We start from the raw sequence: 18,991 nt of genomic DNA on the forward strand, positions 1-18,991 counted from the left end.
AGGGCGTTATGGACTGCGTCAAAAGCGCGGGAAATTACATATCTGGCGCAATATCCGCGGCTTCAGTCTCAACGTTCAGCTCAAACAAACCGCTGCCTGCGGTGCTGTATCCGCGTGCACTCACGGTATAAGTTCCCGGTAGCAACTGTTCCTGCAACTGCGAATTGGTACCGCCTGCGCCATCATCGTCACTTACAGCAACGCCTGGGCCGCTAATTTCTAAAAAGGTGTCGAAATCTGAAGAACGCATGGCAATCGTCACCAGCGAGCTTTCCTCGATCGTAAGCTCGTAAGTAAGCGGTTCACCGCTGTACCAGCCATTTAACGTCTCGCCAGACGTGAGCGCGCCTTCGTTTTGCAACTCAACGTCATCGGGCAATTCACGCGGCTCAACGGCAAGCGCGAATAGACCGCTCTCGGAACCATAAGCCGTGCGTGCTGTTAGCTGATAGGTGCCGGGTGCTAAAAAGTCAGCAATGCGCGCATCCAAGTTACCTGCACTATCGTCATCTTCGCGGTAGTAGCCATTGGGGCCTTCCAATACCAGATAGGAGTCGACTTCGCTGGAGCTCATCTCAATTTGGTACATGCCAGCTTCTTCAATCTCTAGCTCATAGCCAAGATCTTGACCGCTGTACCAGCCATTGAAGGACTCATTGGGCGCAATAGGGCCATCATTGCGCAGCTCACCATCACCTGGCAGCTCGCGCGGTTCTGCCGTTAGCGAGAACAAGCCATTGGCATCGCCATAGGCCGTGCGTGCGCGCAGCGTGTAATCACCCGGGGCAAGAAAATCCGAAATGCGTGCGTTTAAATCACCAGCACTATCATCATCTTCACGCAGATAGCCATTGGGGCCTTCCAACACTAGATAGGCATCGAAGTCATCGGCACGCATCTCTATTTGATACATACCGGCTTCTGCGATCGTTAGGGTAAATTCACGGGCTTCGTTATTGAGCCAACTATCGATAGGCGCATCAACGGTTAGCGTATCGGAATCACTGAGCTCGATAGTACGGCCATTGACGCTAAACGGGCCGTAGCTATGCGCATCAGCTCCGCTCACTACCACTACATAATCACCGCTCTCTTCAATGCGCTGGCGTACCGTTGGCGCACTTGCCAGCAGCTGCAGCTGATCATCATACAGAGCCACTATGCCCTGCAATGCGCCACGCAGAGAAATTTCGACTAAATCTTCTGCTTCCAACGTCATGGCATAGCGCAAAAAACGGCTGCCATCTTTACCGTTGAGCTCGCTAGCCGACGTTATTTCACCATTCATACGCTCGTTGAGTGTAAATTTCTTCAATCCCGCAACAGCAGAAGAAGGCTGTTTACCAGTCCCATCAACGTTTTCGACGGGCGTCGCGTCGGTTGACAGCCCCTGCAAAGGAATAACTTGAGCGGCCAAAAAACCAACGACAGCGCCGCCAACAGCGACAAGTACAAAACCCAAGGAAGAAGATTTAGCCATGAATAATTTCCTATTAAGTCGCAATGACAATGATTAATTAATGCGTCAATCGTAAGTATAAGATGCTTACGCTATTCAAGTGAGCGTTTCATGAAAAGCACTGTATTTCAGTCACGCTATTATTGACACAGTTCCTGCACAATTCGGTAAGTAGCTGAAATTCAAGGTCGCATAAGGCAAGTGTAAAAATCTCGAATATGAACCTAATTGCACCGATCTTCTTAAAGCTTGCTGAGCTTAAGCGACACGGGTACTATCGTTTGGCCTATAAGGCACCTCATCAAGAGTGCGGGATTCGTGACACGCAAAACTGAGGTACTCCCATGGGAGCCCGAAAAAGACTGATCCGAACGATTTGCTTGGCAGCGATCGTAACATGTAGCGCTGCCAATAGTGCCTTTGCACACGAAACAGAAATACAGGAAGGCGTCGCATCGTTTTACAGCGACCGCTTTCAGGGAGCCACCACTGCTAGTGGGGAACCCTTTGACCAACAGGCATTAACGGCGGCTCATCCAAGCCTGCCTTTTGGAACGAAAGTACTGGTGACACGCCCGGATACTGGGCAAGAAGTAGAAGTGTTGATCAATGACCGCGGCCCTTTTGTGCAAGGGCGAATCATTGATTTATCTAAACGCGCGGCGGTTAAGCTTGGCATGCTCCGACGCGGTACGGCACCGGTGATGGTAACGCTGTTGGATTAACGGATAACACATTCTTGGTTGGTGTGTGATACCCCTTAGCCTAATCAATGCGACAGCACACGTAGTATCGTAACAGCATCATATAGACAGGGCGACCAGCAATGGATCGCCCTGTTTTTTTGTGCGCCCTGTGTCTAAACGCGCGATTAACCTACATTGACGAACTTGCCAGCAGGCTAATGGTCTCTATGCTACAAGGGACACCGCACGCGTCGTACAACGCGTAATGTTCATCATGTAACGTATTCGCAGGAGACATTTATGCAGTCGCGCTTTTACACGCTTACCGCTTATCCCAACGGCCTACCCGACCGCTCTCTGTTCGCGCTTGAGACGCAAACGTTGCCTGACCTTGCCGAAGGCGAAGTGCGTATTCGCAACCACTGGCTGTCTGTGGACCCCTACATGCGTGGCCGCATGAGTGGCTTGCGCACCTATGTAGAACCGTTTGGAATTGGTAAACCGATGGAAGGCGGTGCGATTGGCGAGGTTATCGAGTCCAATGATTCACGTCTTAAGGTCGGTGATAACGTCAGTCACATGGGTGGTTGGCGTGATATTGCTCAGCTTCCCGCAGAAGGCCTCACGCCCTTACCGGAAAATGACGTGCCTGAACAAGCGTACCTGGGTGTTCTAGGAATGCCCGGCATGACTGCCTGGACCGGCCTCAATCTGATAGCCGAATGCAAGCCGGGCGACAACGTTTTAGTGAGTGCCGCCAGCGGCGCGGTTGGCTCGCTGGCTGTTCAGCTAGCGAAAGCAAAGGGCTGCCATGTCGTTGGCATTGCGGGCGCGGCTCATAAGCTCGCATGGCTTGAATCATTAGGCGTCGAGCCTGTCAGCTATCAAAACCGGACCGCGCAAGAATTAAGCGATGCGATCAAACTTGCCAGCCCTAACGGCATCGACGTGTATTACGAAAATGTGGGCGGCATCTGCCTTGAAGCAGCGCTCAGCCAGCTAAATGAAGGCGCGCGCATCGCCGTATGCGGCATGATCGATAGCTACAATGCTGAAGCGCCCTCGCCCGGCCCCAGCAATCTTTCTCAGCTGGTGATTCGCAAAGCGAAGATGCAGGGCTTTATCGTTGCTGATCACTGGTCAAGCTACCCCTATTTCCTAAACGAAGTGACTCCCCAGGTAGCGGCAGGCAAGCTGGCTTATAAAGAAACCGTCAAAGAAGGCCTGGAGAGTACGCCTGATGCCTTCCTTGCGCTGTTTGAAGGTGGCAACACCGGCAAAATGCTGGTTAAGCTATAACGCTCTCACCTGCTGTCCCACGTTACCGCAACGACTGCGACGTTGCGGTAACGTGCTCGCCTCAGAAAAAAATCAAACCGTTAGACCAATAGCGGCTTGATTACTAAAATAGCCACTGAAAAGGTGTGTCTTAACCCATCGGCGCTGTCGATGGGTTAAAGCGCGTTGTTGGCATGTTGCTTGTCTATCTAAATCAAGCAACGTTAGTACGTTTTCATAAGGGGACATCTCATGAAAGAAAGCACGCGTGACCACTGCAAATGGCCAGCTATCATCGCGGGCCTTGTTTTATTAATAGTGGGTTTAGTGCTCGCCGTTGGCGGCGGAAAGCTAATCAGCCTGGGCGGCAGCGCCTACTACTTAATCGCCGGATTGAGCATTATCGCGTGCGGCATTTTATTCATCTTGCGCCGAGGCGCCGCTCTCTGGCTCTACGCACTGGTACTTTTAGCCACCCTGGGCTGGGCACTTTGGGAAGTGGGCCTGGACTGGTGGCAGTTGGTTCCTCGGGTCGCGATTCTCTGCTTAATAGGCATTTTGCTACTGCTTCCCTGGTGGCGTAAGCCGCTCCATTCACGCGGCGGCAGCTTGGCACTGATGGCCAGCATTAGCGCGGCGATGATCGTGGCCATCGCCAGTCAGTTCAGCGACCCCGGCACTATTAAAGGTACCCTAGCCACAAACAACATACCCGGTGCCGGCGCCGTTAACCCCGCCCAGGTGGCAGGTGACGACTGGCCTGCCTACGGCGGCACCAACGCTGGCACTCACTACTCCTCGCTTAATCAGATAACGCCTGACAACATTAGCGAGCTTGAAGAGGTGTGGCGCATTCAAACCGGCGATCAGGCGGGCTCTAATGCACCACCCGAAATTACCAATCAAAATACGCCGCTAAAAGTTAACGACAGCCTGTATATCTGCACCTCGCACAGCCGTGCCATGGCACTCTCTCCTGAAACGGGTGAAACCCTTTGGGAGTTCGACCCGGAAATCAGCACTCAGGGGGCAGATGACTTTTCCAGCTGGGCGCACATGACCTGCCGCGGCCTCGCCTACTACGATGCAGCCAGCTATTCTTCTGACGCCACGCCTAACGACGACGCAACTAACATAGCGACAGACAGCGCACCGGCAAGCGACACGGCAATGTCTTTTGATATCTTCGATAACAACGATATTTTCAGCCTGGATCTTTCTTTTCTGTCGCTGCTGTTTGGCGTTGCAGACGATAGCACTACGCCCGCAATGCTGAGCGCCACGGATGTCATGTGCCCACGCAGGCTCTACCTGCCAACGGCGGATGCTCGCTTGATCGCCTTGAATGCCGATAACGGCGAACGCTGCGCTAACTTTGGCGATAACGGCGAAATTGATCTGACTAACAATATTGGCGATTTTGCACCGGGCGGCTACTACTCAACCTCCCCTGCCACGGTGACCGAGAACCTGATAATCCTGGGCGGCCATGTCACCGACAATAGCTCCACCGATGAGCCATCTGGGGTTATTCGTGCTTTTGATGTGCACACCGGCGAGCTGGTATGGAACTGGGATAGCGGCAATCCAGACAATACCGATCCATTGGCTGAAGGCGAAACCTACACCCGCAACTCACCCAACGTATGGGCGCCGATCAGCGTTGACGAAGAACTTGGCATGGTTTACCTACCCATGGGCAATGCCACCCCCGATCAGTATGGCGCCGACCGCACAGCAAATGACGAAATCTATGGTGCGGGCTTAGTAGCACTCAATCTGGACGATGGCCAAGTTGAATGGGCTTATCAGTTTGTACACCATGACTTATGGGATATGGATACCCCCGCCCAGCCGGTGCTGATAGATCTAGCCACCAACGACGGCACACAGCCTGCGGTAATCCAGCCAACCAAGCAGGGCAGCCTGTATATATTAAATCGCCAAACCGGCGAGCCGATTGTACCCATCGAAGAAGTGCCCGTGCCTCAAGGCGCTGTAGACGGCGACTGGACTGCTGAAACCCAGACTCAATCGGCGCTGAACCTACTGCCTCCGCCACTCACCGAACGTGATATGTGGGGCGCGTCACCGTTTGATCAAATGATGTGCCGCATTCAATTCAACTCATTACGCTATGAAGGCCAATACACCCCGCCGTCGCTGGAAGGCAGCATCATCTATCCCGGCAATGTGGGTGTGATGAACTGGGGCGGGGTTGCGGTTGACCCTGAGCGTCAAGCGCTGTTCACCGGGGCTAAGTACCTAGCGTTTGTGTCCACGCTGATCCCGCGTGACGAGGTGGAGGAAGGCCAAGGTTCTGCCAGCGAACAGGGCTTACAGCCCAATGAAGGCGCGCCCTACGCGGTTGAACTCGGCCCGCTGCTTTCCGTGCTAGGCCTTCCCTGCCAAGCGCCCTCTTGGGGTAACGTGGTTGGAATTGACCTACAAAGCGCAGAGGTCGTTTGGCAACACCGCAATGGCACAACTCGCGACAGCATGCCGTTTGGCCTACCGATTGGCTTGAACGTGGGGGTGCCTGCGCTTGGCGGCCCATTAACCACGGCGGGCGGCGTTTCGTTCTTAAGCGGCACGCTGGATCAGTATCTGCGTGGTTACAACGTCACCACTGGCGAAGAGCTATATAAAGCGCGTCTGCCGGCCGGCGGCCAGGCTACCCCAATGACCTATACCGGCACAGATGGGCGTCAGTACGTGGTCGTTACGGCGGGAGGCCACGGCACTTTTGGTACAAAAATGGGTGACTATGTCATTGGCTACGCGCTACCGGAATAATGTGAGCCAAGTAAAACGTTAACTATGCTCAGCTACGCTATTTTTTAGCGGCCCGCATTGGTAACGACAAACACAACGGGCGGCCTCAGGGCCGCCCGTTCTGTTGATGGGAAGTGGAGAATAAGCGCCTAGGCCATTCTCAGCGCAGCGCTTATTAGTACCTCAATTGCAGGGTTAGAACCTTACTTCCACTCCGCCATACACACTGCGTCCTGGCGCGGGCTCGTAAAAGCGCCCAAAGGTGCCGTTCAGGCGCACGTTAGCGAAATGCTCCTCATCAAGTAGATTACGTATGCCGACATAAGCATTCAGCCTGGTGTCGCTGCCCAGCGCCCAGCCATCCCCCACCCGCAAATTGACCAGCCAGTAGCTATCAACCTCTGTGTCGTTGGCATTGTCTGCGACCATATCGCCCACGTACTGGGTTTCCAGCGTTGCAAAGCGTTCATCAAGGCCTTGCCAACTTAGCTGATTGACCCATGTTTGCTCGGGCAAACCGGGAATACGATTACCATCAAAACGCTCAGCTGGCGTTGCAAAACCATCAAATTCGTAGCGCGCCAACGTTAAGGCGCTGTCCAATCGCCACTGGCTGGCTAACTGCCAACCTAGCGCCAGCTCAATCCCATCACGGTCGGTATCGCCCGCGTTTTGATAGAAGGTGCGAGCACCCTCGTCATACGGCACTAACTCATCGCGCACACGCACCGAAAACAGTGCCAAGTCGTAATCCATCGCCAGCGGTTCAACGTAACCGCGCAGACCTATCTCACGATTCCAGGCCTTTTGCGGCGAAATTGAAGGGTTGAAACCGCCACCCGAGGGGTTAGCAAACTCTGAGAAGGTGGGCGTTTCAAACGCGGTACCGGTATTCACATATGCCTGATGCTGTGGGCGATAGCGGTAGCTCAAACCCGCTGAGCCACTCCATTCGTTGAAGGTTTGCTCACCGCTTTGATCGCCATCGTCCAGGTAGCGGTCGTCGACCTCTAACTCTACTCGGTCAAAGCGGGCACCCAGCGAGAGTGTTACCTGCTCGGAAAGCGCCAAATCCCCCTGAGCAAAGACCCCGGCCGAGGTTGCCGTTTGCGTCTCTTCCGCCAATTGCTCACCCACCACGCCCTGAGCGTTTACATCATTACGAAAGCGCTCATCGTTTTGACGCGCCACATCCACACCGGTGATATAGCTCAGCGGCAGGCTGCCTACATTAATTTCATGATGATACTCAGCGCTCGCGCCCAGGTAATCACGCTGATAGCCCAACCGGCTACTGCCCACGAACGGCAGCTGCTGCTCAAAATCACGCTGCGCAACAAAACCCTTTACATAGAGCTCGCCAGGGCCTGCGGACAGATCTTCGTACTGTAAGCCGAGCAGCTGCTGATCAACGTTTTGCCTAGCATCCAATGCTATGGAGTTTGGGGCGGCCTGATCACGCCCGTTCGCGACTTCGCGTGCATTTAGCGCACCAGGATCTTCGGAGCGCGGGTTTTCAAGCAAATTGATAATGGCCGTTATCGCCCTTCCGCTGCCTAACTCACGGCGCAGTTTGGCATTTAGCAAATACTTTTCAGTCGAGCTCTGCTCACGATAGCCATCAACATTGAGCGCCGAAAGACTTACATGATGCGACCAGTCTCCTTGAGAACCGCCGGTTTGCAGCGACGTTTTTCGATAGCCGTCACTCCCAACCTCCGCGCGCAGGCGCGTTCCTGGGTTATCGCGACCGTCGGCGGTAGTCACCGCGATCACTCCGCCAGCCGCGTTGCCGTAAAGCACCGAAGAGGGCCCGCGGATGACCTCGATACGCTCGGCGCTGTCTAAATCGATGGCATCAAGCTGCGCTTGACCGTCGGGCAGCGTGTAGGGAATGCCATCGACCATCACGGTAATGCCACGCACGCCAAACGGTGCCCGCGCGCCAAAACCTCGAATAGAGATTCGCTGGCCCTGGGCAAAGTTATCGCGGTTTTGCACAAACACGCCCGGTACGCGCACTAATGCCTCATCCAGGCGAGCACGCTGCTGCCCCTGTGCAATGGCGTCACGGTCAAGCGTTGAGACCGCGGCAGGCGTTGCGTACAGTTCGCGCGCCAGGCGCGGTGCCGTGACCTCTAGCGTGTCCATCGCGCTGGAAGTCACTGGCATATTTTGGCCCCAGCTTTGGCTAGCCGTCAGACAGCTTAATAAACAAAAAGACGTGGTCGCTACTCTTCTCAACACGGGGTCCCTCCCAGATACCTCAACGTGAAAATGCATGGCAGGATTGAACGATTTCCTGATCTGGCTAGTCTCTAGTAGTTAATTGAGGCATAGATAAATTGTTTGGTAATGCTTAAACTTGTACAGGCTACACCCCTGAAAGCAAAGGAGGCTTCATGGCGTTTACAGCGACAGATCCAATCAAAATGATTTTTGCGGTTCTATTTCCGCCACTCGGCGTATTTCTTGAAGTCGGATTTAAAGGACATTTCTGGCTGAACATTATTCTAACGCTGTTTGGATTTATACCCGGCATCATCCATGCGTTTTATGTGATATTAAAGCACTAACATTTAGTTCTCATCGCTTGATAAATGCAACGCCGCCTAAGGTCACACTTAGGCGGCTTTTTTATGCCTAGTCAACGTGGCCATGGAGGCGCCGATGCCAGGAGTGAATGCATTCTCACGGGACTACAGGGCAAGCGCTTTTAAGCTACCCCTTTGCAACCTCTGACGCTTCTTCTACAGGCGTCTCACTTAACTGCTCGCCTTCGCTACGCGCAATCACCGATGTGCCGACTAAATCGCCGGTCACGTTCAAGGCCGTGGCGCCCATGCCTACCAGTGCATCAATAGCGGCGAGCAACGCAACGGTTTCAATCGGCAGCCCGACCTGGGCAAACACCGTGGCAATCATAATGATACCGGCACCCGGCACCCCGGCAGTGCCCACCGAGACCAGCGTACCAATCAGCACAATCTGTACCATGCTGATGAAATCCAGCGGCGCGCCAATCACGTTGGCGGCAAAGACTGCCGAGATAGCGATACGAATCGCCGCCCCATCCATATTCAAAGTGGCCCCTAGCGGCAGGCTGAAGCCATAAATACTCTTAGAAATTCCTAAACGGCGGGCCGCGTTGACCGTTAACGGCAGCGTGCCAGAGCTACTTTGAGTGGCAAATGCCGTGAGCATGGGCGTGCGTGCCTCACGGAAGAAGGTGCGTAGTTTCACACCAAATAAACGCATGATGCCGCAATAAAGCAGCACATGAACGCCCAGCGCGATATACAGCACAACCACCATATCACCCAACGATAGCAGCGTTTCCAAGCCTTGACGGCTCACCGTTTCGGCGACAATTGCAAAGACGCCGATGGGCACATAGTGCAACACCCCTGACATAACTTTTAGCGTGACATCGTTTAGTGCCTCAATCACCTCGTACAACCGCTCGCCCATCGCATGCTGGCGCGGTGATTGGCGCATTTTTAGCAGCGCAATACCAAACACTAATGCCGTAAAAATAATGCCCAGCATATTAAGCTCGGCAAAAGCCCCGATAATATTATCCGGCACGATGTTAAGCAGCGCCTCGACAACGCCAGGGTTTTCAGGCACCGAAAAACTGGCTTCGTCGTTGAGCGTCATGCCACTTCCTGGGCTAAACAGCGTAGCAACCGTTAAGCCCACCATAATGGCCAGCGCTGAAGACGCCAGATAATAGCCAAAGACCTTTCCGCCTATACGCCCCGCGCTACCCTCGCGCGACTGGTTAACCCCCACCATCAGCGTGAACAGCACGATGGGCACAATCAAAAAGGTCAGTAGCCGCAGCAGTAAATCACCCAGCGGCGCCAGCCAAACGGCCACTGTATCCCCGCCAACAAGCCCGACTAACACGCCCAATACCAGCGCGATGGTGACGCGTAAAATCAACGACGCGTTCAAATAGGCCTTCCATATGCGTGTCATTTGAGTCCCTACAGGTTTGAATACGTTGATGGGCCTATTTTGATAAGCCTGCACACCACCTTATTAGTGTGGCACAGCAAGATCGACAAGGTGAGTAGGCGGCAGTAAATCGAAGCTATGGCAGACCATCCGTATGTTGGTATGTGGGTAACTGAAGATGGACGTATTCGTCATGATCTTTTACCCAACAATCGCTACGACGAGGCCCGTGGTGAGCATAAAAGTGCTTACCAGGGCCGCTATCGAGTAACGAATAACTACATAGAATACTGGGATGACACCGGTTTTACCGCTGATGGTGAGTTCATCGATGGCGTGCTCTATCACGCAGGTATGGTGCTATATCGTAAAAAGTAAGCAATGCCATTCTTTACAGCGCTATTATTCAGTAACGGCAACAGCCACCGGCTTACTAAAAGCCAGTGGCTTTAGAGGCACAGCAATACAGTGGAGCAGTTTAAGATTTCTTCCACTTAGAGACGCTTCCTACAATGCGAGGCAGTATAGACAACAGTAGTAAAGCCAGAAAAATCAGCGTAATAGGCCGTTCCAATATAAACCCTAAGCTACCTCCGCTGATCTGCATACTTCTTACCAGCTCACCTTCAGCCATACTACCGACTAATAGACCTACCACCGTAGCGGCCACTGGAAAGCCATACAAACGCATCAGCCATCCCAGGATACCCGTAACCACAACGGTAATCGGGCCCACCATATTTCCTGTAATGGTGTAAGAACCTGCGACAGAAAGCACCATTACCACGGGAATCATGAATTTAAGCGAAATTTTGACGATATATCCCGCCAAAAAAATAAAGCCCAGCCCAACCACCAACAATAAGGCGGCCTGAGCCATATTGCCAAGAATCAGGGCATAGACAATGTCGGTATTTTCGCGGATGAACCGTGGGCCTCCCGTCACATTATGCAAAGCAAACGCGCTGAGCAATACAGCGGTACCCGCGCCGCCCGGCAACCCCAGCGCCAGAAGGGTAATCATTGAACCCCCTTCAGAACTGCTGTTAGCCGACTCTGCCGCAATGAGCCCGGAAGGATGGCCTTTGCCAAAAGACTCTGGCTCTTTCGACTGCTTTTTCGCCGTTGCATAAGCGGCAAGGTTAGCGATACTTGCCCCTACGCCAGGAATGGCGCCTATAACCGCACCCATCCCCCCTCCCCGCAGCACCTGTAGTGGCCTGCTTGCCGCAAACCCCATTCCTTCCAAAATACTGCGAAACCGGACAACACGATTTTCCTGTGCATCCACGATGTAGTTTTTACCAACCAGATTAAACAACTCAGATGCCGCGAAAAAGCCGATGAGCGCAGGTATGGCCGGAATACCATCCAGCAAGTACATACTGCCAAAGGTTCCTCGCATCTGTCCTGCATCGCTGTAGCCGACAGTGCTAATCAGAATACCCAGCGCGCCCGCTGCTAGCCCTTTAGAAATGCTAGCGTCATTTAACACGGCAATCAGCGTGACCCCCCATAGAGCAATAACCAACATCTCCGTTGGCCCTAGCTTAAGAACCCAATGGGATACTGATTGAACTGTCAGCAGTAGCAGCAAGTATCCGACTAACGTGCCTAGTACGGAAGCCATTAACCCAATGCCGAGCGCTTGAGCATGCTGCCCTTTGCGCGCCATAGGATAGCCGTCAAAGGCCGTGGCTACCGAGGAGGATGTGCCGGGTATATTCATCATGATAGCGGGTATCGCACCGCCGAAACCGCCGCCTGTAAAAATGGCAGTCAGAAATAGAATAGCGGGTAGAAAATCCATATACAGCGTAGCAGGGAGAAACACCGCCATGGCAATAGAAATCGACAGCCCCGGTATCGAGCCAAAGAACAATCCGATTATCAAGCCAGGGACGACCACCCACCACGCTGCTGGCGTGCTTGCGAGCAGCTCAATCGCGGCCTGGAATGCATCCGTATCAATCATGAATTTCAGCACCTTTGTCGTTAAAGCAGGATAGTCGGAAGGCGTACGTTAAGAAGCTGGACAAATACCAACACCACAACGAAAGAGACCAGCACGCCACTTCCTAGCAACACCCACCAGCGCTTTTCTCCTTGCACGTAAAGCGTCAAAGCAAGAAACACGAAGCTGCCTATATCAAAACCAATGAATGGCAGTACACCCACGTAAAGAACCAACAGCGCCATGAAAAGAAGGGTTTTGACTGGAACAGTGCGGCCTGAATCATGCGCATGCTCCCGGTACCAATCCACAATTTTCGTACCTGTAATAACCAATAGAGATGCAATGCCGATACCGGCGACGGGGACTACCAATACCCAGTCGGTAGCCCCACGAGCAGCGGCATGAACGCCGTGAGCGTAGTAGAAAAACGCCCCCGCTAGCGTTAACGAAAAAAGTACATTTCCCCATGGGAAGGAGCGGCTAAAAGTTGAAGACGTCATAACTCCTACTGCCTTTTGTAAAACGATCAAAACACCGTACGCGGCTACTTAACTAAAGGTGCGTACTGTTGAATAGCTTCATAGGTAGCATCAATAAGCGCCTGACTCTCTTCAGGCGTTAGCCAATCAGCACCCATTCGTGCGTTTTTCGCCCACTCTTGAAACTCGTCACTTTCTAACGTTTCTTGGTACACCTGCACGATGCGATCGTAACGTTCGGGATATTCCTCCTGCAGAGAAGAATGCACCATAAGGCCTGAGACATTCCCACCAATCAGCGGTAAAGGCTCAACGCCGAACTCAGCCAGTTCATCGTTTAGGAGTGGTGCATCCCAGCTATCGCTTGGCTGATCGTGTACAACAGCCAGTGCTCGCACCTCTTCATTTATCGTCAGCGCAGCCTCGGCGGCAAGAATCTCAAAATCCACTTGGTTGCCAGCCAGCGCCGTGCGTAATGGAGCACCGCCGCTATAGGTCACAAAGCGCACATTTTCATGATCGATACCCAGCGCATCCATCATGACGAGCGTTTGGATATGCCCCCCGTTACCCACAATAATGCCGGAGCTGACCTCACCGGGTTCGCGCATGGCCTCAATTAATTGCTCAAGATTTTCGTAGGGGCTGCTGTTGTGCACGGCAAGCACACCATAATCATTCCACTGCGCACTCAAGAGCGAAAAATCCTGCCACTCAACCGGCGCACCACTTACCTCAATGGCACTTGCTAAGTAGGGCGTCGCCTGCATGACAAGCAAGGTTTCTCCGTCAGCTGATTGTTGTTGAAAGTAGGTAGCGCCTAAAGCGCCAGCACCACCCGGTCGATTCACGACGGTAATAGGCACGCCAAAGCGAGGGGACATATGCTCGGCCAACCCGCGAGCCAACCGGTCTGCGCTGCCGCCCGCATCGAAAGGCACCACAATTTCCAGAGGGCTATCAGGCCAGTCGTCTGCAAGCGCTAAGGAAGATACACTTAACGTGAGCAAGGGGAGCACCCAAAGGGAGCGACAAAGAACATGAGAAATAACTGAAGCTTTCTTGAATCGCAGTTGATATGGCATATCACTTCTCCGATTATCGGATTGTTATTGAATATCTCGTTATTAAATATTTCGTTATTGATCATCTAGCAGACATGTCAGAGAGCTTTGTGTTATTGGTCGAGCTAACATGCGCTATTGATGCATGGTATCTTTGTTATGTCAATAGAACAAACAAAACACCCACCTTACCTAGGAGGCGATGTGCGAGAGCTATCTTACTCGCCCTCATTTGAGAGCTCTAACGATCCCTGGCCCAAACATCATCGGGTTTATCTGGTATTGCGTCAGGAGATCCTGGAAGGAAACTATCCTCCAGATCAATCAATGCCCAACGAAGTATTATTGGCCCAACAGTTTGGTGTTTCACGCATCACAATGCGTAAGGCAATGGAGCGCCTTAATCGAGAAGGATTGGTTGAACGACACCGCGGTAAGGGCACGTTCCCCATCGCTGCCAACGAAGCCTCGCCGATACAGGCAAGTATCTCTGGAGTTCTAGAAAACCTAATTGCGATGGGACTGACTACGGATGTGGACGTGCTAGATTTTGGCTACGTATCTGCCACCAGCATCATTGCCCATCAGCTGCAATTGACTGCCGGTAGCTTGGTACAAAAAGCAACTCGTATAAGAAGTCATCATGGCACCCCGTTCTCGCTATTAACCACCTATGTTCCTGAACATATAGGCCGCTCATTTTCGCAAGACGACCTAACTACTCAGCCCCTGCTACTTCTATTTGCACGAGCTAATGTAACGATTTCCCACGCAAAGCAAACAATCACCGCCAAACTAGCGACGCCAAAGCAAGCAAATCTGCTTAAGATGGAGCCAGGTGACGCGCTACTATGCATAAGTCGCATCGTTTTCGATGAACATCAGCAACCGGTTGAGTTCATCGAAGGTTTTTATTGCCCTGAAACTTATGAACATCAAGTATCATTAGGCGTTAAAACTCATGATAATCAGCAGGTTTGGGACACATGATGTTTTGCCATTAGCATGGCAGCCGCTATTGTGAGCTGCTTTCAATCAATCGTCATAGAGCCAAAAAAGGAATTTCTGCATGCGCGTACCCACCATCTGTTTAGCGGCAACGGCACTGGCACTTTTGATGAGCGGCTGTGCACAGCATCAGCCCGCGAGCAGTTCAGATACTTTGGCTGAAATTCGTTATCAGGTAGGCCCTTGCTACGGCACCTGCCCTGTTTACAGCGTAGCGGTTGAGGCAGATGGCACCACGCGCTTCACGGGCGAGCGCCACACGGCCACTGAAGGTGAACGCACGCTGGCTGGCGATGCGACGACGTTTAGTGCACTACAAACACGCCTAGCATCTTGGCAGCCGAATATGGGCACCACGCAACAAACGCTTGATTGTGAACCCCGCGCGACTGACCTGCCTCAATATACCGTCACCTGGATTAACGGCGAGGGCGAACAGGCGGTACTGGAACACGATACGGGCTGTCACTCTGACAGTGGCCGTGAGCTGACCAACACCCTCAGAAGCCTCAATAAAGAGCTGAACATTGAACAGTGGGTGCAGCAGTAAACGCATCGCTAGCCATGATGACAAGCATGCAAAATCGTCACCGAGGAGTACCCATGCACGCTATTAATCCCCGCAAGCTGCACCACAGCAAATGGACGGCGGTGCAACCCAGCAATAAAGAGAAACACTTCTTGGTGACCAAGCTGCTGCGCGATGAAGACGACAACGTCGTCGATGTCGTGATTGAAGCCATCCACTCGCATCGCGAAGTCGTTGTGCCGTGGCAACGTCTAAAAGATGCCAGCGTATGGAAAATGGGCTGGCAGTAATGAATCTGACCCTGCCATAGAGGCAAAAGCCAAGAAAGGCGTTGACACATCTAAATATTAATGACACTGTGTCGCCAGTTGGTTAGCAAGCAGCATGGTTTCAGAAGTGTACGAAAAAGATTCAGAAGTGTACGAGATTGATATGTACGAAATCTTTCGGCAAGCCTGTAATTGTATTCCTTGTTTTATCCGCTATTAATCTGGGTGATACCAGGAACTTTATTAAGCGCTTTGCGCGAAAGGATTTTTACTATGTCTACTGGCACAGTTAAGTGGTTCAACGATACTAAAGGCTTCGGTTTTATTGCTCCTTCTGACGGCGGCGATGACCTGTTCGCTCATTTCTCTGAAATTCAATCAGACGGCTTTAAAACCCTGCAAGAAGGCGCTAACGTTTCTTTTGACGTTACCCAGGGTAAGAAAGGCCTTCAGGCTTCAAACATCAAGCAAATTTCTTAAGCCTACGTTTTTTAAAACATAGCGCTTTTAAGTTTGCTCGAACCTTACGAGGTTCGAATAACAAGGCCCGCTTATGCGGGCCTTGTTGCGTTTGCTAGTTAACAATTGCGTTTGAGCCCTACTCACTTCGCAACCAATGCACCAGGCGCACCTCTACCGTAATCGCAAGTGCTTCAAGCGCCCCAGCGCGAGCACGGCCTTCGGCACTAGCTCGATAAAGGTGCGGCGTCATCGCCAGCAGATCCGAAATGTCTTCAGCGCCTTCAAGTGCGAGTGAATAGCAGAGGCGCTCAGTATGGTGATGTATAAAACCCTCCGGCACCTTTGACTCACTTGAACGCTCGGGCTTTAAGGTGGGGTAGATAATTTCCCGCAGCTCGCGCAAATGGCTTGGCCCCGCCTCAATCTGTAACAGCATGCCGCCCGGTTTCAACACGCGCGCAAATTCGCCCATGACGGGAAAGCCAAACATGCACAGCACACTGTCTAATGTTTGTGATTGCACCGGCAAATGCGCGTTGCTGCCGACCACCCATTGGCTTTGCGGTGTTTGACTATGTTCTTGTTGCCCCCCCCGCCGACTATCCTGCTTAGCCGCGGCCAGCACCGCCCACTTTGAGATATCCAGACCCATTAGCGCCAGCGGCAACGCATCCTGCGCCGCGCTAGCTAACTGGCGCAGGTAGTAACCTTCACCACAGCCTGCATCCAAACAGCTAAACGGCGTATCGCGTATCGACTGACGCTTCGCCTGGCTCAACACGGCACGACTCACCGCATCTGCAATTGGCCGATAGTAGCCAGCGTCAAGAAAGCGCTGACGAGCCGCCACCATGGCTTTACTATCGCCTGGGTCGCTTGAGCGCTTTTGCTGCACCGGAAGCAAGTTCACATAGCCCTGCCTGGCGGTATCAAAGCTGTGTTTTGAAGGACTAGGTTTTGAAGGATCATGTTTTGAAAAATCATGCTTTGAAGGGCTATGCCCAGCGCTACATCGCCAGGTGCTGCCTTCCAGATAAAGGGGCTCGCCATCCAGCGGGCATGCAAGTGATTGAAAAGGGGTTATGCTCATCGCTATTTCTTCGCAGGTTATGGGTTTAGCGCGTCACCAGGACAATGCCGACTAAGATAACGCCGCCGCCCATTAGAAAATTGGTGCTTAACGGTTCATTGAGCAATAGGGTACCAAAAAGCACGCCGAAAAGCGGGCCGAGAAAAGAGAACACGCCCAACTGCGAAGCGCGATAACGACGCAACAATGTGAACCACAGCATCAGTGCGGCAAACGAAATAATTAGCGCCTGAAAGCCAAGGCTAGCGACAGCCATGGACGTAAACTGTGCATTCACTAACTGGCCCGATAGAGCGGCCACTGGCAGTAACAATAGGGCCGTAATGCTTAGTTGATAGCTTAGAGTAAGCTCTGCCGGCGCCTCGGAAAGCGAGGTCCTGCGGATCACGACGGTCGTGGCCGCCCACGAAAGGCCAGCCAGCAAGCCCAGAGCATCGCCAATAATAATATGGATGCCATAAGCACCGCTTGGCGCCATCGCTATCACCATTCCTAAAAACGCTAGACCGACACCCCACCATTGGCGGGCTGAAAGCTGCTCACCAGGCACCCAAAGATGTAATCCCAACGCCGCAAAGATGGGGGCCGTATAAAGAAAGACCGACATGTGTGATGCAAGCGTATAGTTAAGCCCCCATGCAACAAAACCGAACTCGGCAGCAAATCCGAGTCCAACCAGCAACCCAGGGCCCCAGTGATGGCCCACCTCTTTCCAACGAATTCCTCGCCAATAGGCGAGCAACCCTACCAGGCATCCTGCGATAGCGGAGCGCAATGCTATTTGTACAACGGGTGAGATATCTTCAGCCACGCCTTTAATTGCCACTTGCTGAAATCCCAACACCAGACAAAACAACAGCATCAGCGATGCTGCCGTAGCATCCATCGACTTACGCTGAGAAATGGCAGCAGAAGTGAATGAGGCCGTCCTTTGATGGTTCATTACGTACTCCTGTAAGATCAAGGTGGCCATTTCAGCAGGGCGCTCGATTTTCTACAAACGATTACTTTTCAGGCCTAGGCTCAGGAAAACTCATGCTATGCGAATTGAAAGACTACCGCTGAATGCACTGCGTGCGTTTGCCGAAGCGGTGCGAGAAAATAGCTTCAAAGCCGCTGCACATCGCCTAGATGTTACCCCGGGTGCAGTTAGCCGACAGGTTAAACTGTTAGAAGACCGCTTGGGCGTGAAGCTATTTGAACGCCATGCTAATGGGGTTTGTGCCACTGAAGCGGGCCATATTCTGGCTGAAGATGTGCAAGCCGGCCTGTTGCGTATCGCCAACGGCGTACAGCATGTCACCGAGCGCTCCGAAGATGCCTTTCAATTGCTACTGAGTGCACCGCCTTCTTTTCTACAGCTGTGGCTACTTCCTCGCCTGCCCCACTTTGAAGCTAGCGAACGGCAAGCTGAAATATCTCTGGATGCCGAAGCGCGCTTAATCTCACCGTTATGGTTGCCTAACAGAGCACGCTTAGCGTTGCGCTATGGCCAAGGCCCCTGGCCGGGTGTTACCAGTCTGCGACTGTTTGAAGACACCCTCTTTCCCGTTTGTTCACCATCCCTACTCAAGCAGGCAAACTTGCAAGCCCCTAGCGACTTGCTAACCCAGACATTGCTCACCGTGGACTGGTGTCGTCATGCGGGTCCCCCAATACCAAACTGGCATGACTGGTTTAAAAGCACTGGGGTAGCGATGCACAAAAAACCCAATCAGCGGCAATACTCGCTATACAGCCTGGCACTCGATCAGGCCATTGCCGGGCAAGGTGTGGTACTTGCTAGCTACCCTTTGGTCGCTGATCGGCTCGCTAGCGGTGTTTTGGTACGCCCTTTTGCAGACAGATACTCGCTGGCGTCTCCCTTAACCTACGATCTACTTCTGCCTATCGAAGGAGATATGCCACCGGCGGTAGCTCGCTTCGTCACTTGGCTGCAGCAGGAAGCCACCAACTTCCGCACAATATAGTG

The 18,991-nt window shown here is 52.7% G+C and carries 18 protein-coding genes; 10 read left to right on the forward strand and 8 right to left on the reverse strand.

The features are described from left to right. Positions 1 to 34: 34 nt before the first annotated feature. Entirely contained in the window at positions 35 to 1,480 is a 1,446-nt protein-coding gene (locus ACT3TF_RS08510) for a hypothetical protein (protein WP_441686562.1), read from the reverse strand. 323 nt (positions 1,481 to 1,803) lie between these two features. Here ACT3TF_RS08510 and ACT3TF_RS08515 point away from each other — a divergent pair, with 323 nt between their 5' ends. The 3 genes from ACT3TF_RS08515 to ACT3TF_RS08525 all read left to right on the forward strand — a co-directional run bounded on the left by ACT3TF_RS08515 (position 1,804) and on the right by ACT3TF_RS08525 (position 6,219). Then, a complete protein-coding gene (locus tag ACT3TF_RS08515; protein WP_096281849.1) occupies positions 1,804 to 2,184 on the forward strand; it encodes a septal ring lytic transglycosylase RlpA family protein in 381 nt (126 codons plus the stop codon). A gap of 261 nt (positions 2,185 to 2,445) precedes the next feature. Further along, complete coding sequence (locus ACT3TF_RS08520; RefSeq protein WP_096281851.1) at positions 2,446 to 3,444, forward strand: NADP-dependent oxidoreductase; 999 nt, start codon at positions 2,446 to 2,448, stop codon at positions 3,442 to 3,444. Between the two features lie 231 nt (positions 3,445 to 3,675). After that, the gene (locus ACT3TF_RS08525; RefSeq protein WP_444624534.1) at positions 3,676 to 6,219 is read left to right on the forward strand and encodes a glucose/quinate/shikimate family membrane-bound PQQ-dependent dehydrogenase; all 2,544 of its coding nucleotides are present in this window, start codon (positions 3,676 to 3,678) and stop codon (positions 6,217 to 6,219) included. A 174-nt stretch (positions 6,220 to 6,393) separates the two neighbouring features. Here ACT3TF_RS08525 and ACT3TF_RS08530 read toward each other — a convergent pair whose 3' ends face one another. Next, complete coding sequence (locus ACT3TF_RS08530; RefSeq protein ID WP_441685783.1) at positions 6,394 to 8,370, reverse strand: TonB-dependent receptor family protein; 1,977 nt, start codon at positions 8,368 to 8,370, stop codon at positions 6,394 to 6,396. A 230-nt stretch (positions 8,371 to 8,600) separates the two neighbouring features. Here ACT3TF_RS08530 and ACT3TF_RS08535 point away from each other — a divergent pair, with 230 nt between their 5' ends. Then, positions 8,601 to 8,774, forward strand: coding sequence for a YqaE/Pmp3 family membrane protein (locus ACT3TF_RS08535; RefSeq protein ID WP_096281858.1), 174 nt, complete (start codon positions 8,601 to 8,603; stop codon positions 8,772 to 8,774). Positions 8,775 to 8,919: 145 nt separating this feature from the next. On the opposite strand, the gene ACT3TF_RS08540 is transcribed toward ACT3TF_RS08535, so the two are convergent. After that, entirely contained in the window at positions 8,920 to 10,182 is a 1,263-nt protein-coding gene (locus ACT3TF_RS08540) for a dicarboxylate/amino acid:cation symporter (RefSeq protein ID WP_444624532.1), read from the reverse strand. 117 nt (positions 10,183 to 10,299) lie between these two features. Between ACT3TF_RS08540 and ACT3TF_RS08545 the strand changes: the two genes are divergently transcribed. Further along, positions 10,300 to 10,539: an Atu4866 domain-containing protein gene (locus ACT3TF_RS08545; protein WP_444624531.1), complete on the forward strand. Its 240-nt coding sequence runs from the start codon at positions 10,300 to 10,302 to the stop codon at positions 10,537 to 10,539. Between the two features lie 100 nt (positions 10,540 to 10,639). Here the strand turns inward: ACT3TF_RS08545 and ACT3TF_RS08550 are convergent, their stop codons facing one another. The 3 genes from ACT3TF_RS08550 to ACT3TF_RS08560 are packed head-to-tail and all read right to left on the reverse strand — an operon-like array spanning position 10,640 to position 13,607. Beyond that, positions 10,640 to 12,136 (reverse strand): tripartite tricarboxylate transporter permease, encoded by a 1,497-nt coding sequence (locus tag ACT3TF_RS08550; RefSeq protein WP_444672038.1) that lies wholly within the window; start codon positions 12,134 to 12,136, stop codon positions 10,640 to 10,642. 20 nt (positions 12,137 to 12,156) lie between these two features. After that, positions 12,157 to 12,618: a tripartite tricarboxylate transporter TctB family protein gene (locus ACT3TF_RS08555; protein ID WP_444672039.1), complete on the reverse strand. Its 462-nt coding sequence runs from the start codon at positions 12,616 to 12,618 to the stop codon at positions 12,157 to 12,159. Between the two features lie 44 nt (positions 12,619 to 12,662). Beyond that, complete coding sequence (locus tag ACT3TF_RS08560; RefSeq protein WP_441685779.1) at positions 12,663 to 13,607, reverse strand: Bug family tripartite tricarboxylate transporter substrate binding protein; 945 nt, start codon at positions 13,605 to 13,607, stop codon at positions 12,663 to 12,665. Between the two features lie 258 nt (positions 13,608 to 13,865). Here ACT3TF_RS08560 and ACT3TF_RS08565 point away from each other — a divergent pair, with 258 nt between their 5' ends. The 4 genes from ACT3TF_RS08565 (at position 13,866) to ACT3TF_RS08580 (ending at position 15,947) form a co-directional block, all read left to right on the forward strand. After that, positions 13,866 to 14,651, forward strand: coding sequence for a GntR family transcriptional regulator (locus ACT3TF_RS08565; RefSeq protein WP_176483416.1), 786 nt, complete (start codon positions 13,866 to 13,868; stop codon positions 14,649 to 14,651). A gap of 79 nt (positions 14,652 to 14,730) precedes the next feature. Continuing rightward, entirely contained in the window at positions 14,731 to 15,219 is a 489-nt protein-coding gene (locus ACT3TF_RS08570; protein ID WP_096281869.1) for a DUF6438 domain-containing protein, read from the forward strand. Positions 15,220 to 15,272: 53 nt separating this feature from the next. Beyond that, positions 15,273 to 15,488, forward strand: a complete 216-nt coding sequence (locus ACT3TF_RS08575) for a TIGR02450 family Trp-rich protein (protein WP_096281870.1) — start codon at positions 15,273 to 15,275, stop codon at positions 15,486 to 15,488. Positions 15,489 to 15,740: 252 nt separating this feature from the next. Beyond that, positions 15,741 to 15,947, forward strand: a complete 207-nt coding sequence (locus ACT3TF_RS08580; RefSeq protein WP_096281871.1) for a cold-shock protein — start codon at positions 15,741 to 15,743, stop codon at positions 15,945 to 15,947. A gap of 118 nt (positions 15,948 to 16,065) precedes the next feature. Here the strand turns inward: ACT3TF_RS08580 and ACT3TF_RS08585 are convergent, their stop codons facing one another. Both ACT3TF_RS08585 and ACT3TF_RS08590 read right to left on the reverse strand, forming a co-directional pair. Then, a complete protein-coding gene (locus ACT3TF_RS08585) occupies positions 16,066 to 17,019 on the reverse strand; it encodes a putative RNA methyltransferase (protein WP_444672040.1) in 954 nt (317 codons plus the stop codon). Positions 17,020 to 17,044: 25 nt separating this feature from the next. Beyond that, entirely contained in the window at positions 17,045 to 17,962 is a 918-nt protein-coding gene (locus ACT3TF_RS08590; RefSeq protein WP_096281873.1) for a DMT family transporter, read from the reverse strand. A 97-nt stretch (positions 17,963 to 18,059) separates the two neighbouring features. Between ACT3TF_RS08590 and ACT3TF_RS08595 the strand changes: the two genes are divergently transcribed. Beyond that, a complete protein-coding gene (locus ACT3TF_RS08595; protein WP_444672041.1) occupies positions 18,060 to 18,989 on the forward strand; it encodes a LysR substrate-binding domain-containing protein in 930 nt (309 codons plus the stop codon). Positions 18,990 to 18,991: the final 2 nt, after the last annotated feature.

It is taken from the genome of Halomonas sp. AOP25-F1-15, from assembly GCF_052378675.1.
In the GTDB taxonomy this organism is placed as follows: Bacteria; Pseudomonadota; Gammaproteobacteria; order Pseudomonadales; family Halomonadaceae; genus Vreelandella; species Vreelandella casei.

Excerpts from the sequence above, each read along its gene's own strand:
- ACT3TF_RS08510 (WP_441686562.1), bottom strand. The coding sequence starts at position 1,480 with ATGGCTAAATCTTCTTCCTTGGGTTTTGTACTTGTCGCTGTTGGCGGC.
- ACT3TF_RS08515 (WP_096281849.1), top strand. The coding sequence starts at position 1,804 with ATGGGAGCCCGAAAAAGACTGATCCGAACGATTTGCTTGGCAGCGATC.
- ACT3TF_RS08520 (WP_096281851.1), top strand. The coding sequence starts at position 2,446 with ATGCAGTCGCGCTTTTACACGCTTACCGCTTATCCCAACGGCCTACCC.
- ACT3TF_RS08525 (WP_444624534.1), top strand. The coding sequence starts at position 3,676 with ATGAAAGAAAGCACGCGTGACCACTGCAAATGGCCAGCTATCATCGCG.
- ACT3TF_RS08530 (WP_441685783.1), bottom strand. The coding sequence starts at position 8,370 with ATGCCAGTGACTTCCAGCGCGATGGACACGCTAGAGGTCACGGCACCG.
- ACT3TF_RS08535 (WP_096281858.1), top strand. The coding sequence starts at position 8,601 with ATGGCGTTTACAGCGACAGATCCAATCAAAATGATTTTTGCGGTTCTA.
- ACT3TF_RS08540 (WP_444624532.1), bottom strand. The coding sequence starts at position 10,182 with ATGACACGCATATGGAAGGCCTATTTGAACGCGTCGTTGATTTTACGC.
- ACT3TF_RS08545 (WP_444624531.1), top strand. The coding sequence starts at position 10,300 with ATGGCAGACCATCCGTATGTTGGTATGTGGGTAACTGAAGATGGACGT.
- ACT3TF_RS08550 (WP_444672038.1), bottom strand. The coding sequence starts at position 12,136 with ATGATTGATACGGATGCATTCCAGGCCGCGATTGAGCTGCTCGCAAGC.
- ACT3TF_RS08555 (WP_444672039.1), bottom strand. The coding sequence starts at position 12,618 with ATGACGTCTTCAACTTTTAGCCGCTCCTTCCCATGGGGAAATGTACTT.
- ACT3TF_RS08570 (WP_096281869.1), top strand. The coding sequence starts at position 14,731 with ATGCGCGTACCCACCATCTGTTTAGCGGCAACGGCACTGGCACTTTTG.
- ACT3TF_RS08575 (WP_096281870.1), top strand. The coding sequence starts at position 15,273 with ATGCACGCTATTAATCCCCGCAAGCTGCACCACAGCAAATGGACGGCG.
- ACT3TF_RS08580 (WP_096281871.1), top strand. The coding sequence starts at position 15,741 with ATGTCTACTGGCACAGTTAAGTGGTTCAACGATACTAAAGGCTTCGGT.
- ACT3TF_RS08585 (WP_444672040.1), bottom strand. The coding sequence starts at position 17,019 with ATGAGCATAACCCCTTTTCAATCACTTGCATGCCCGCTGGATGGCGAG.
- ACT3TF_RS08590 (WP_096281873.1), bottom strand. The coding sequence starts at position 17,962 with ATGAACCATCAAAGGACGGCCTCATTCACTTCTGCTGCCATTTCTCAG.
- ACT3TF_RS08595 (WP_444672041.1), top strand. The coding sequence starts at position 18,060 with ATGCGAATTGAAAGACTACCGCTGAATGCACTGCGTGCGTTTGCCGAA.